Raw genomic sequence first — 13,629 nt, forward strand, 5'->3', positions numbered from 1 at the left:
GTAGTCTCGGCGCAGGGCCCATCGACGTTCCCCGCAGATCTGCAGTTCGCTCCTTGCTCGCATGACCGTGAGATGGTGACCGGTGTCGCGTACCAAATTGCTCGTGGTGCTGTTCGTTCTTCTCACGCTGGTCGCCGGCTCCACCGCATTCCTCCTCGCGCGAGCCGCCGACGTCCAGGTCTCCGCCTCGTCCTCGGCCGCCGGCTCCGAGCCGGCCGCTCTTCTCGATCACGACAAGCTCGATGCAGCCGTCCCGCTCTCCGATCGCCCGGTCTCCTGGCGGAGCGATGACGAGACAACCGGCGCCTGGGTGGAGCTGGACTGGCCGGAGCCGACGACCGTCGACCACGTCGAGGTACGCGCTGCCGGCAGAGCACCGTTCAAGAACGCCGTGCTCACGTTCGACCGGGGCGGCTCGCTCCTGCTCACCGCCGACGAGGACGGCAACGTCGGGCTGGACTTCCCGGCGCGCCAGGTGTCCAGCGCACGGCTCACCTTCGCCGAGGTCCCCCAGGAGGCCACGTCCGTCGCGCTCACGTCCCTCGTCCTCGACGGATCAGGAGATCCCCGCGCCACCGACGGAGAGGCCACCGATTCCGCCGAGGTGACCATCTCGAGCGGAGCCGACCCCGGCGCCCTCGTCGACGGCGACATCGGCTCCGGTGAGGTGGGTGGCGAGTGGGAGGCCCTGCCGGACGACCTCGCCCCGTGGGGCGAACTCAGCTGGGAAGGAGCGCGGGAGCTGTCCAGCGTGCAGATCGTCGGCCCCAGCGCCCGTGCCTTCGATCCCACGTCCTCCGCATCCGCCGCACTCCACGGGCGGTTGGTGTTCGACGACGGCAGCAGCGTCCTGGTCTCCGGGATCTCCAGCGGAGAGCCGCAGGTCACGACCATCGCGTTCACGCCGCGCATGGCCTCTTCGGTACGCCTGGTCCTGGAGAAGACGATCGACCAGGCCGAGTTCGCGATCCGCGAGATCGCTGTCCACGAGGCCGGCACCACCCCTCCCGTGTGGCCGCAGCAAGAGCAGGGCCATGTCGTCGCCGCTCCCGAGGCAGACGACTGCGGGACCGCGGCTGCACCGCCCTCTGCGGGCGGCCCGGATGGTCAGCTCGCACTCGTCTGCCCTGCCCCGGGGGCGGCCATCGACGGGGAGACGTCCGTCGTGCTGCATGCTCCGGCAGGAACGGCCGTGACGGCGACGGCCTGGCGCCCGGCCACACCCGGGAGCCGCAGTGGTTCCATCGAGCCCATCGCGTCAGGCACAGCGGATGCCGCTGGCCGACTTCCGCTCACCTTCGATGCGAGTTCGCTCCAACACGGTCCGTTCGCCGTCAGGATGACCGCAGAGGTGCAGGGTGACGTCAGGCCGCTCTACGTGCAGCTGGTCAATCGCGGCGGCGAGCAGGTGACTTCGGAGGGATCGTCACCGCCAGGCATGACCCTGCAGTGGGCCGAGGACTTCAGCACCCCGCTGTCGGCCACCCAGACCGGGGCCGGAGCGCGCTACGCCGCCACGAAGCCCGCACCCTGGGGTCCGTCCGAGTTCGGCGACGCCGTGTTCGCCGATCCCGCAGACGGGTCGGAGAACCTCGCGACGCTCGACGGCCACCTGCGCGTTCGCGTCGATCCGATCGGGAACCGGGACATCCGCACCCCGTACGACCAGCAGCATGTAGGTGGCATCCTGTCGTCCGCGCGCGTCGGCGGCAGTGGGTTCGCGGCTCAGTACGGGTACTTCGAGGCCCGGATGCTCGGCCCCGCCGGCCTCGGCACCTGGCCAGCGTTCTGGATGCTCGACTCGGAGAGTGCCACCAATCGAGGTGAGGTGACCAGTGAGGTGGACGCTGTCGAGTTGTACGGGCGCAACACGGCCAGCAGTTGTCACGCCATCCATGCGTGGACCGACGGCGAGGACGCCCTGGACGAGCAGTTCTGCCTGGAGGACGGCATCCGCGGCGACTGGGCGCTGAGCTGGCACACGTATGGGGTCCGCATCATGCCGGGGGAAGCGGTGTTCACCGTCGACGGGCGAGAGGTCCACCGGATGGTCGGCGTGGTCAACGACGCTCACCCGTACTTCTGGATGGTCGACCTGGCCCTCGGTGGGGGCTGGCCGGTCGACCTGTCCAGCACCACGGGGGTCGCAGACCTCTACGTCGACTGGGTTCGCGTCTGGACCTGAGCCACGTCAGTCGCGATCCGCGAGCACCGGGATCTCGAGGATCCGCTCAGGGGTGAACCGTCGGCGCAGCACATCGCCACCAGCCCGCAGGTTGCCGCGAAGCCGTTCCCGCCGCCAGGTGGCCTCTCGACCGACGAGGGAACGGGCCAGGTTCTTCGCGACGCGGGGCCACGTCTCCCGCACAGCCAGGCCGAACGGGAAGCTGCCCACATGGTGCAGGTAGGCCGGGTTCATCACCTGGGAGTACCCGAGTCGTTCATGGGCCATCCGGCCACCGGACTTGACCCCGCGGTGCACGACCACACAGTCCATGACCTTGGCCAGGGAACCGTGGCGCATCGCCCGCCGGGCGAAGTCGTGGTCCTCGAGCCAGGAGTACAACGGGAGTCGACCGTCGAATCGCTCACCGTGCAACGCAACGGGGCGGAAGGCGAAGTTGCAGCCGTAGAGCTCGCGACTCACTACCCACTGCTGTTCCAGCGGGTCGGACATCGACCTGGCCAGCGCCCGTTCGGCTTCAGCACGCGGGACGGCCTCGGACGCCGCACCGTCCAGGAGGACGCGGCCAGTGAGCGCGACGACCTCGGGATGCCGGTCGAAGAACGTCATCGCCTGCTCCAGGAAGTCCTCGCGGACCACGGCATCGTCGTCGAAGCAGAAGACGTGCGTGGCTTCAGGTACTGCGTCCAGGCCGGCGTTGCGCTGAGCTGCCAGGCCGCGGTCGTGCACCACGACGGTGCCGCTCGGCAGCGGTCGGTCCGGGAGGCTCGATGCGTCGGGCACCGAGACCACGAGGGTGAAGTCCTGTCGGGTCTGCCGCCCCAGGTCCGCCACCACCTCGCCCAGCAGCTCGGGGCGGCCCGCCGAGGCCAGGACGACAGCCAGTCGATACGTGGCGTGACTCCTCGACCGTGGATCAGCGGACGTGGAACCGTCGTTGGTCGTGTCGGGCACTGGACTCCTCTGGCACGGGCGGGTGACCGTCGGATGGGCGCTGCAGTGCGACCACGGCGGCAAGATGCTATCGCTCACTGCCGATCCCCCCGTCCTCTCGTCCAACAGCTGGGGGAGGAAGGGCATCATGACCGGGTGAAGAGCATGGAGAGCCTCTCGGCCGGACGACTCCCCGACCGTTCCTCGCCTCTGGCGCCCCGGTGAACCGCGTGTCCGCAGGACCACAGGTCACCTTGGTGCACGAGCGGTTCACCGAGTTCGCCGGCTCCGAGGCCGTCGTCGAGCAGATGGCCCGCGAATGGCCGGACGCGCCGATCTTCGCCCCGATCGGCCGGCCGGGTGTCCTCCCTCCCGAACTCGAGCGCCGTCTGCGGACCACTGGGCTGAGCCGTCTCCTCCGGGGCAGTACCTACGCGCACCTGCTGCCCGCACTCCCGGTCGCCATGAGCCGGCTCTCGCTCCCCCCCTCGGACGTCGTGATCGCGTCGCACCACGCCTTCGCCACTCAGGTCGTGCGAGCCACGTCGGCCCCGGTGGTGGCGTACGTCCACTCCCCCGCGCGCTGGGTGTGGGACCCGTCGATGCGCACAGGCGAAGCCGGCGGGCGCTTGGGCGAGGCTGCGCTGGCCGCCTTCTCGACCGCCTTCCGGCCCGTCGACCGGGCAGCGGCGGCTCGGGTGCACTCCATGGTCGCCAACTCTCGGGCGGTCGCCGACCGGGTCTCGGACTGGTGGGGCCGGGAGGCCACAGTCGTGCATCCACCGGTCGACACGGAGTACTACACGCCCGACGCCGGCGTGTCACGTGACGACTTCTTCCTGATCGCCGGACGCCTGGTGCCCTACAAGCGGCCCGACCTGGCCGTTCGTGCCGCCCAGCGGGCCGGGGTCCCCCTCGTGGTCGCCGGCGACGGCCGCGCCCGCGCTGAGCTGGAGGAGCTGGCAGGGCCGGACACCCGCTTCGTGGGCCGGGTCGATGACGCGGAGTTGCGGGACCTGTTCCGGCGGTGCCGGGCGCTGCTGATGCCCGGCACGGAGGACTTCGGGATCGTGCCGGTCGAGGCACAAGCGTGCGGCGCCCCCGTGCTCGCGATCGACGCGGGCGGCGCCCGGGACTCCGTGCTCCCGGGCGTCACCGGCGAGCTCGTCCCGCCCGCCCCGCTCGGCGGCGACGAGGTGGATGCCTGGGCCCATCAGCTGGCGTCCTTCGACGCGGCTGCCTACGACTCCGCCGTTATCCGCCGACACGCCGAGTCGTTCTCCCGGGCTTCATTCCGGAAGGCGATGGCCGACGTCGTGACGGCGACGATCGAGGCGGCCTAATCACCGGCCGGCCGGATCACTGGCCGGCCGGCCGCCGGAGCACCGCCTCGACCGTCTCGGCCGCCACGTCGTCCCACGAGCGAGGGCGCCGGGGCGCCGCCGTCCGGACCACTCCCCCGGACAGGTGGCGCAGGATCGTCTCCGCCCAGCCCGACACGTCGCCAGCCGGCAGGTGGTCGGCGGCGTCGCCGCTCACCTCCACCAGGGCGGGGTCCAGCGAGGTGACCAGCGGAGCACCGAGGTCCAGGGCCTCCACCGCAGGCAGCCCGAACCCCTCGGCCAGGCTCGGGGCCAGGACGACGGTGGCGTTCTCGTAGCACCAGCGCAGGGTGCCGTCGTCCACGCCGATGAGCTGGACCACGTGCCCCGAGGCCACGAGCTCTGCATGGTGTGGGCCGTACGCCTCGGCTCCCCACGCCGGCGGGCCCACGAGAGCCAGCACCGCGTCCGGCCGCTGCTGGACCACGCGATGCCAGGCCGAGACCACGACGGAGAGGTTCTTCCGCGGCGAGGGATCCCCCACGACCAGCGCGAAGGGACGCCCCGCTACCGCGGCAGCAGGCGACGGGACAGTCGCCAGGAGCCGGGGGCTGGTCGCAGAGTGCACGACGCTGATCCGGCCGACCAGCGCAGGTGACCACCCGACGAGCCTGTCGCGGGTAGCCGCGCTGACGCACAGGAGGGCGTCTGCCTGACGCAGGGACGCTGCGTACGGCTGGCGCAGCAGCACCCGCTTGGGCAGGGGGAAGTCTGCCGGCCGGTCGAACAGCAGCATGTCGTGCACCGTGAGGGCGGTACGCGCCGCCACTCCACGCGGCAGTAGGTGCTTGGCCCCTTGGACCACGTCGAAGTGTGCACCCAGCCGGCGGCCCATCAGGTACCGCTCGACGGAGGGCAGGGCCGGATCCGGGACCTTCGGCAGCACCACCACTCGCTCCTCCGACCCGGCGAGCTCGGCGAGCGGACCGGCAGCCTCCGGCGAGGTGAGTAGGTGCAGCTCCACATCATCCCGCCGATGCAGCGCACGGGCCAGCTCGACGGTGTACCGGACGATCCCGCCCCCGCGCGCATCCGGCGGCACGTGACCGGCCATCAGCAGCCACCGGGCCGGCCGCGTCACGCGCCGCCCCCCGGAGGCCGGAGACCCGTCGGGGGGACACCGTGGTCTGGGACGGGGCGGGAGGCGGCGGCCACCTCACCAGCGCCGGCGTTCGACGACATCGATCCTCATCTCTGTTCGGCGATGCGCGCGATGCACCACGACTGGATTTCGCACACCCGGGTCACGGAGCCTGCGGCCCGCGGTCTCGGCAGGAGATTAGACGAGGCCGGCTGCATACTGAGAGTGACGCCACCTGTACCCGACTTCGCCCGCCGCGCCGCCGCTACGTGCTCGACCTCCATCCCCGCAACGAACCTGCGGAAAGGCTCCCGGTGCTGTTGAACTCTCCGCCCGCCCCGGAGGCGGTCTTCGACCTGTGCGTGGTGGGTGCGGGCCCAGCCGGGTTGTCGCTCGCGCTGGAGGCAGCTCGGGGCGGCTTGCGCGTCCTCATCATCGAAGCGGGGCTCGCCAGGAAGGCCGTCCCGCCGGCGACCCGCTTCGCCGCGACCACCATGAGGGTGCTGGATCACCGGCGGCATGCCCCGCTCAGCGAGACAACCCGGACTGGCATCGGCGGAACCAGCTGGCTGTGGGGTGGGCGATGCGTCCCCTTCGAGTCGATCGACTACGAGCTGCGTGCGCACGTCACCTTCTCGGGGTGGCCGATCTGCCCCTCCGACCTTGCGCCATGGCAAAACCGCGCTGCGGAGTACCTCGACTGCGGGTCCGCCGACTTCCAGACCGAACCGATGTCCGGGTGGCAGAGCCAGGCCGTGAGCACGTCGCAACAGGAGCGCTGGTCCCGGCGCCCTCAACTCGCTCCCCACCTCGGGGCGCAGGTGATCGCCCACCCGACCGTCTCGGTGCTCACCGGCGCCGTCGCCACAGACGTCCGCTTCAACCCCGCAGGCACCGCCGTGACACAACTGCGTGTGCGTTGGGCAGGTACCGAGGTCCCGCTCACCGCTCGCGATTACGTCTTGGCCTGCGGAGGGCTGGCCACCACCCGGCTGCTCCTGCACGTGCAACGGCGCGAGCCCGCCTTCTTCGGCGGGTCGGATGGCCCGCTCGGCCGCTACTACATGGGCCACCTCACCGGCAGCATCGCCAGCATCTCGATCACGCCGCCCGAGCTCTTCACGGAACTGGACTTCCGGCAGGAGGAGGATGGCACTTACGTGCGCCGCCGGTTCACCCTGATGCGAGAGGCACAGATCCGGGGTCACTTGTTGCACACCTCGTTCTACTTGGGCAACCTGCCCTTCCGCGACGCACGGCACGGCAGCCCCACGCTCTCCGCCTTCTTCCTCGCCCTCACGTCGCCCCTCATCGGCCGCTGTCTGGCGGGAGCCGAGACGCGCCGCAGGAACGCCGGCCGCCCGGTCGGTGGCTGGGGAGCACACCTCCAGAACATCGCCCGGCGCCCCCGGCGGCTCCCCGCCGAGGTAGCCGCGATCGTGCGACTGCGCTACCTGTCCTCCCCCCGCAGGTCGGTGTTCGTCATTCACAACGACCGGGGGACGTACGCCCTGCGCTATCACGCCGAGCAGGTGCCGAACCCGCACAGCCGGGTTCGCTGCAACGGCCGTACCGGCGCCGACGGGCTTCCCGGCGTAGACATCGACCTCCGCTACTCCGACCAGGACGTCGAGTCAGTGCTTCGCGCGCACCAGCTCCTGGACGCGGAGCTGGCGTCAACTGGGGTCGGACACCTGATCTACGACCACCCGGAAGAGCGACGCAGCGAGGCGATCCGGCAGCAGGCGATGGACGGCTACCACCAGATCGGCACCACCAGGATGAGCGCGGACCCCAGCGCCGGCGTCGTCGACCCGGACTGCCGCGTGCACGGCTTCTCCAACCTGTTCGTGGCGTCGAGCAGCGTCTTCCCGACGGCGGGAGAAGCCAATCCGACCTTCATGACGGTCGCTCTCGCGGTTCGGCTGGCCCACCACCTCACCGATCCCGCCCGTCGGCGCAGCCAACGGTCGGAGCGGCCCGGCAGCGGGTGGGGGTCACCCGCTGCCTGGCCAGCTCAGTAGCTCAATACGCGCCCGACCCGCGGAAGACAGCGCCCACCGTCTTCCACAGGATCATCAGGTCGAAGGCCAGTGACCAGTTCTCGACGTAGCGGACGTCGATGCGAACGGAGTCGTCCCACGAGAGGTTCGAACGACCGCTGACCTGCCACAGCCCAGTGATGCCCGGCTTGACCAGCAAACGGCGCCGCATGTCGAAGCCGTACTGCTCCACCTCGCGGGTGACATGTGGCCGCGGCCCCACCAGGGACATGCTGCCGCCGAGCACGTTGAACAGCTGCGGCAACTCGTCGAGGGAGAAGCGACGCAGGACCTGGCCGACCGTCGTCACGCGAGGGTCGGACTTCATCTTGAACTGGACGGCGTTCCCGTCACTCATGTCGAGGAGCGAGTCCACCTGCCGGTCAGCTCCCTGGACCATGCTGCGGAACTTGAGCACGTGAAAAGGCTGCCCATCCCGGCCGATCCGCTCGTGGCGGAAGAACACCGGGCCACGACTGGTGACCTTCACCGCCAGAGCCAGCAGCACGATAACGGGCAGGAGAGCGACGATCCCGATGGCCGCTGCAGAGCGGTCGAAGAGGTTCTTGGCAAATCGCCGGACACCGGTGAACTCGGGGCGCTCCATGTGCAGAAGCGGGAGTCCACTCACCGGCCGGATCTGAACTCGCGGACCAGCCACGTCGGTGACCGCGGGGGCCAAAAGCAGCTCGGCATCGGTTGTCTCGAGGTCCCAACCCAGCCGGCGAAGCGCGGGGCCATCGAGCTCCGGGGACGGCAGGACCGCGACGGTATCGACCTCGTACCGTCGGACCACCTCGACCACGTCGTCCAGCCCACCGAGGACCGGCAGGCCGTCGAAGCTACCGCCCGAATCGGCGACGTGCCCTCCAGGCATGCACGCTCCGATCACCCGGTAACCGTGGTACGCCTCTCGGTCGATCTGCTCGTGCAACGCCATGACGCCGTTCCGGTGCCCGACGATGATTGCCGTCTGGAGGAATCGGCCCTGGATTCGCTGCCTGTGCAGCCAACGTCGCTGCGCCAACCGATGCGCCAGGGTCAGCACGGTCACCAACGGGAGTGCGATGACGACGAATCCGCGCGCCAGCTCGAGTCGAAAAGCCCAGGACACGGTGCCCACGGCCGCGAGGAGGAACACGCCGGCGCTGAAGACCCGACGGAACTCCTCGGCCCCCACCCAGAGGAAGCGCTGCTCGTAACTGCGCACCAACAGCATCGCGAGGACCCACACCACCGGGAGGAGAGCGGCCATCCAGAACGACGAGCTCGGCGCCTGCTCGGCGCCCGGGACGGGCCCGAAGTTCGCGAGGAAGCCGACCATGGCTGCCGTGATGGCGACAGCAGCATCTGTGACGACGATGCGCTGGACGTAGGTGGCGCGCCAGGCTCGGCGAGCTGCCGTGCCCTCCCCTCGCAACCTTGAGACGGAGAAGGACCAGCGCCGCGCACCAGCCGATCGTCGGCCCACGTTCGACCGGGTCCTGGAACTGGGCTGTCCGTCGAGGTGACGAATTGCTTCGTCACTCTGTTCGATCATGGTCAAGTGCGCACCCCCGTGCTCAGCTGCAGCCAGTGCCAGCAGCGACATCCTCGGCTTACCGGGAACCACGCTGTCGACCGGCGGACAGAAGTTATCGGCTGCGCAGCGTTAGCGGGAGACACAAACAGGTAAATAACGGCTCACCGTCGAGTGAGCCGCCGTGGTGATCGACGGAAAGTCAGGGGTCAATCGCTCTCAGTTGTGACGCGCCTTCCCCCAGCAGGACGACGGCTCGCAGAGTGCATGTGATTGTGACCACTAAAGTGCGTCCTGAATCAGCTGATCCGGGGCTCGAGGCAAGAGGTACTACATGCGGAGCAGCGGTCAGCGCACGCGGACCCGCACCGGCATCTCGAATCTTGCCCGAGTGAAGAATGGGAGCCGAGGCAGCGGTATCGCATCGGGCCATCCGAAACGAGCCCATCGAACAGGCGTTCCGGCGGGTCCGTGACTCCGACCACCACGGGATCTTCCGCGGTCGACGACTATGGCCTAGCTTTGCCGGATGAACTCCGGCCGAACGATAGGCGTCGCCCTGGGGGCGAGTCTGTCGGTCGTGGCATCCGTCGTCGTCGCATCAGCAGCCAGCGGATTGAACGTAGGGACCTACACACGCGATCCCGGTGCACTGGCACCCTCACTGCCCCCTTTTGCCGGCGCAGTGAGCATTCTCAGCGCAGTGTCATGGGGAGCGGTTGCCAGCCTGGCCCTCTTCGTGGCCCACTCAGGCACATCGAACTTACGATCCCCACTGCGCCGACTGGGGATCCTGGCTTTGTTGCTCTTAGCAGACGACGCCCTGCTGATCCATGAACAGATACCATCGTCGTTTTACTACGCCGAAGGCGCGATCTTCGCATTCTATGCACTACTTTCCGCGTCGATAGCCTGGTCGTTGCGTGACCACATACGACAAGGCGTCGGCACAGCCTTCGTTATCGGCGGCATCTTCCTGGCTGGCTCGGTCGTGGTCGACCCATTGCTGAGTGGCACCTCCTCCCCTGCGTACCTCTTGGAGGACGGTCTCAAGTTGCTGGGCGCATTCCAGTGGATCGCCGTGCCCGTCCTGGCCTGGCACACGTCCATTCCAGCCAACCCCGACCGCGCCAGAATCAGCGCGTGAGGAGATGAGACTGGCGGCGCGAGGTCGCCGGCAGATGCACTGTTCTGCAGTGCCCACGCAATCTTCATCCGGCTTCCCGCACGCGGCGGTGGACATCAGGGCGAGCTGTCACCCTGATCCGCCATCACGGACATAGATCCAAGCCGATCAACTGCCGCAGAACCGGTGCAGGATCACCGGCCCAGCTCGATCAGCACGCCACCCCCGCGACCGCTCACCGTCGTCAGCAACTTCGTCGCTGTGGCCGTGGTGACAGGGTACTTGGTGTAGCCGCGGGCGATGCCCAGTTGGGCGCACGCCTGGACGTCCTGGGTGCGGCGATCCACTGGGGCAGGTGGCGTTGGGTGCGGTCGCCCTGCCGGGCGCGCTACTCGCTGGAATGGTGCGGGCGAAAGGCGTGCAAGCCACCACGGCCGAGTGCCTCGCCCCCGGGGCACCGGGGGCGAGACACTCGGCTTCGCCTCTCGGCGAATGAGATCGGTCGCTGAGCGCGACCGGCGGAGTCTGAGGAGAGGTCAGCGGTAGCCGGGCGAGGTGTAGGTCGCGCCGACCGAGCCGGAGGGGACGAAGTCACCCGACGACGGGCGCCCCTGCCTCACGCTGCCGGTGATCGAGCTGTCCCTCGGCCAGGTCGCCACCCCGTTGGCGACCTTCGACGGGCACTGCTTGTGGGTCACCGAGGGCCAGACGCTCTGACCGAAGGGCCGGCCGGGCCGGGGACTGACGTAGACGCCCTCAAGGGCCAGCGGGTAGTCATCGTTGCAGTCGGTCCAGATGTAGTAGCCGCCCTTGTCCACCGTGCCGTCGTTGGTCCCGACGATGTTGGTGTTCCGGATCGTCCCGCGACCGATCGGGCCGGTGTTCTCGAAGACGTGCAGGCCCTGGAAGTTCGAGGAGCCGGTCAGCCGGTCGATGCGGTACTCCCGCAGCCCGCCCCACGGCTGGAAGACGTCGGCATGGTTCCCGGTGCTCGTGCCGCGCAGGCCGTTGACCCGCACGTTCTGGATCTGCAGGACGGCCCGCGGCGCGTTGGCGGCAATGCCGTCGGTCTGCGCTCCGCTCACGGCGCCGTTGATGTAGACGCCCTCGATGTGCACGGTGCCCGTACAGTTGCGCACGTAGATCGCGCGCTGGTCGTGGCCGCCGACCTTTGCCGAGGGGAGGGCCTTGATGCTGCCGCCGATGAGGACGGCGTTGCGGCAGTCGGTGATCGTGATCGGGCCGACCGCGCGGTCGGTGGGCAGCTTGACCAGCACGTCACCGCCGCGACCGCTGATCGTGGTCATCGACGTCGTCGCCGTCACCTTCTTGACGGGGTAGTTGGCGTACCCGGCGGGCGGCGCCCAGCTGAGCTTGGGGCGGCTGGTCGCGGCAGCCAGCTCGAGCTGCGGCGATGCGAGGGCCACACCAGGCGCGGGCGCCTGGGGCTCGGCGGCGGTGACGGTGGTCGTCATCGGCACGAGGCAGCCGGCGGCTATGGCGAGCGCAAGCCAGCGGCCGCGGCCGCCACTCGCGATCGAACGGCGCGTAGCCGAGGCGGACTTTCGTGAGGAGACGAAACTGGGTCGAGGCACGCGGGGCAAGGTAGCAGCGTCATTACGTCACACCGCACATCTTGTGGAACTGCTCGGTCCGGTGATATGAGGACCACTCCGGGTGACCTGGCCCGCACCGAACGAACCGGCTCACCGCACGCGGTGGGCCAACGGTCTCGACAACGTCACACGCAGTTCACCCCGCGAACGACCCCCCGGCAGCAGATCAACCGCTTCTCAGGACCCTCACGCCGTGGCGCGTGGCAGACGGGCCTGTCGCCGAGTTGATCCCTGCTCGGATTGGCAGAATCGCAATCAGTACCGCCCTCGCCGCTGAGCGTGATCGAAAGGACCTGCACGAACTCTCATTCGCGCAACGGCAGGTAGCGGTTGGATCGCACACAGTTCCCGAGACCAACTACCGGACGAATTGGGCCCCGAAATGCCAATGACTCAGCTACGGTCCCCCGGAATACCGACCACGGGGGTCAACAACTGTGACGCGTTTGCTGAAAGCGGTTCGGACAAATCGGGACCGGCTCATCTGGGTCATGTTCTGGTGCGCCTCTGCGGTGGTCGTGGCCTTCGCACTGGTGACAGGTGACCTGTCCTACCGCGACGAACGGGGCTACGTCACCATCGCCGACGCGGTGCTCCGCGGTGACGGCTACGAGCTGGACGGTGAGACCACCGCCTACCGACCGCCGGCCTGGCCCCTGCTGCTCGCGGTGTTCCGGCTCCTCGGCACACCGATCGAGCTCCTCGTAGCCGTGTCGGTGGCACTGCTCGTCGCGTCCGCGCTCCTGGCCCGTCGGATAGCGACACACATCGCGGGGCCGTCGGCGGGGTGGCTCGCAGCGTTCCTGCTCCTGCTCTACCCGCTGAACGTCTACACCGCGGCCACCCTGTACCCGCAGACGTTGGGCATGGCCGCCCTGCTCGGTGCGATCGCATTGAGCCTCGTCGACCCTCGGGCGGCCCGGCCCTGGCACGGAGCCGGTGTCGGGCTGCTGGCCGTCGTCGTCCTGTACTCCGTGCCGACCCTGGCCTTCGCCGCCCTCGTCGCCGTCCTGTGGGCGTTGTGGCGGTTCCGCCACCAGGCCGTTCGCTTCGTGGTCCCGGCGGTGCTGGCCGGGTTGCTCCCGGTGGCGCTCTGGACGGCGCGCAACGCTGTCGCCTTCGACGCGTTCGTCCCGGTGAGCACCGCCACCGGCGTCAACCTGCTGTTGGGGAACTCGGCCGAGGCGACGCCCACCTCCGGGGTCACCGCCGACATCGACAGCCACCGGGCAACTGCTGACCGGGCGGCCATGACGGAGAGCGAGGAGAGCAGTTTCTACACCGATGCCGCGTTCACCTGGGTGGGCGAGAACCCCGGTGAGGCAGCGCAGCTCTACTTGGGCAAGGTGGTGAACTACTTCGCTCCGTACAACGAGCCCGCGTCCGCGACCGGCGGCGGCTTGATGGAGCGGCTGGTGTCGTACCTGACCTTCGTGCCGCTGGTCGCATTGGCGCTTGTACGGCTGGCGCTGTGGCGCAGGTTCCCGCCGAAGCCACCGGAACTGCTGCTGCTCACCGTCTTCATGACGAGCGCCGCCTTCATGGCGCTGACCTTCACCAGGACGCGTTTCCGGCAGCCACTCGATTCCACCCTCATCATCGAGGCCGCGGTGTGCACCGCACTCCTCGCCGGGATGGTGCTGCGTGACAGGCGCGCCGGCCACCACAGCCGAGTGCCTCGCCCCCGGAGGTCCGGGGACGAGGCACTCGGCGCCGCCTCTCGGCGGCATCAGATCGGTCGCTGA

The 13,629-nt window shown here is 69.2% G+C and carries 10 protein-coding genes; 5 read left to right on the plus strand and 5 right to left on the minus strand.

Annotated features, from left to right (window positions below; translation table 11 throughout):
- Window positions 1-103: 103 nt before the first annotated feature.
- The gene (locus FB380_RS03975) at window positions 104-2,185 is read left to right on the plus strand and encodes a glycoside hydrolase family 16 protein (protein ID WP_166753941.1); all 2,082 of its coding nucleotides are present in this window, start codon (window positions 104-106) and stop codon (window positions 2,183-2,185) included.
- Between the two features lie 6 nt (window positions 2,186-2,191).
- On the opposite strand, the gene FB380_RS03980 is transcribed toward FB380_RS03975, so the two are convergent.
- Window positions 2,192-2,977 carry a glycosyltransferase family 2 protein gene (locus FB380_RS03980; RefSeq protein WP_424991929.1) on the minus strand — a complete coding sequence of 262 codons (786 nt, stop codon included), beginning with the start codon at window positions 2,975-2,977 and terminating at the stop codon, window positions 2,192-2,194.
- A 371-nt stretch (window positions 2,978-3,348) separates the two neighbouring features.
- On the opposite strand from FB380_RS03980, the gene FB380_RS03985 reads away from it, so the two are divergent.
- A complete protein-coding gene (locus FB380_RS03985; protein ID WP_166753942.1) occupies window positions 3,349-4,461 on the plus strand; it encodes a glycosyltransferase in 1,113 nt (370 codons plus the stop codon).
- Between the two features lie 16 nt (window positions 4,462-4,477).
- On the opposite strand, the gene FB380_RS03990 is transcribed toward FB380_RS03985, so the two are convergent.
- Window positions 4,478-5,581, minus strand: a complete 1,104-nt coding sequence (locus FB380_RS03990) for a glycosyltransferase family 4 protein (protein ID WP_229681965.1) — start codon at window positions 5,579-5,581, stop codon at window positions 4,478-4,480.
- Between the two features lie 314 nt (window positions 5,582-5,895).
- Here FB380_RS03990 and FB380_RS03995 point away from each other — a divergent pair, with 314 nt between their 5' ends.
- Window positions 5,896-7,605, plus strand: coding sequence for a GMC oxidoreductase (locus FB380_RS03995; protein WP_166753943.1), 1,710 nt, complete (start codon window positions 5,896-5,898; stop codon window positions 7,603-7,605).
- Between the two features lies 1 nt (window position 7,606).
- Here the strand turns inward: FB380_RS03995 and FB380_RS04000 are convergent, their stop codons facing one another.
- Window positions 7,607-9,163 (minus strand): sugar transferase, encoded by a 1,557-nt coding sequence (locus tag FB380_RS04000; RefSeq protein ID WP_166756031.1) that lies wholly within the window; start codon window positions 9,161-9,163, stop codon window positions 7,607-7,609.
- Between the two features lie 508 nt (window positions 9,164-9,671).
- Here FB380_RS04000 and FB380_RS04005 point away from each other — a divergent pair.
- Window positions 9,672-10,289, plus strand: coding sequence for a hypothetical protein (locus FB380_RS04005; protein ID WP_166753944.1), 618 nt, complete (start codon window positions 9,672-9,674; stop codon window positions 10,287-10,289).
- A gap of 173 nt (window positions 10,290-10,462) precedes the next feature.
- Here FB380_RS04005 and FB380_RS04010 read toward each other — a convergent pair whose 3' ends face one another.
- Together FB380_RS04010 and FB380_RS04015 are read right to left on the minus strand one after the other, a co-directional pair.
- Window positions 10,463-10,615, minus strand: a complete 153-nt coding sequence (locus FB380_RS04010; RefSeq protein WP_166753945.1) for a hypothetical protein — start codon at window positions 10,613-10,615, stop codon at window positions 10,463-10,465.
- Between the two features lie 189 nt (window positions 10,616-10,804).
- Window positions 10,805-11,743 carry a hypothetical protein gene (locus tag FB380_RS04015; RefSeq protein WP_166753946.1) on the minus strand — a complete coding sequence of 313 codons (939 nt, stop codon included), beginning with the start codon at window positions 11,741-11,743 and terminating at the stop codon, window positions 10,805-10,807.
- 659 nt (window positions 11,744-12,402) lie between these two features.
- Between FB380_RS04015 and FB380_RS04020 the strand changes: the two genes are divergently transcribed.
- A complete protein-coding gene (locus FB380_RS04020) occupies window positions 12,403-13,629 on the plus strand; it encodes a hypothetical protein (protein ID WP_166753947.1) in 1,227 nt (408 codons plus the stop codon).

This window comes from Modestobacter marinus (assembly GCF_011758655.1).
In the GTDB taxonomy this organism is placed as follows: Bacteria; Actinomycetota; Actinomycetes; order Mycobacteriales; family Geodermatophilaceae; genus Modestobacter; species Modestobacter marinus.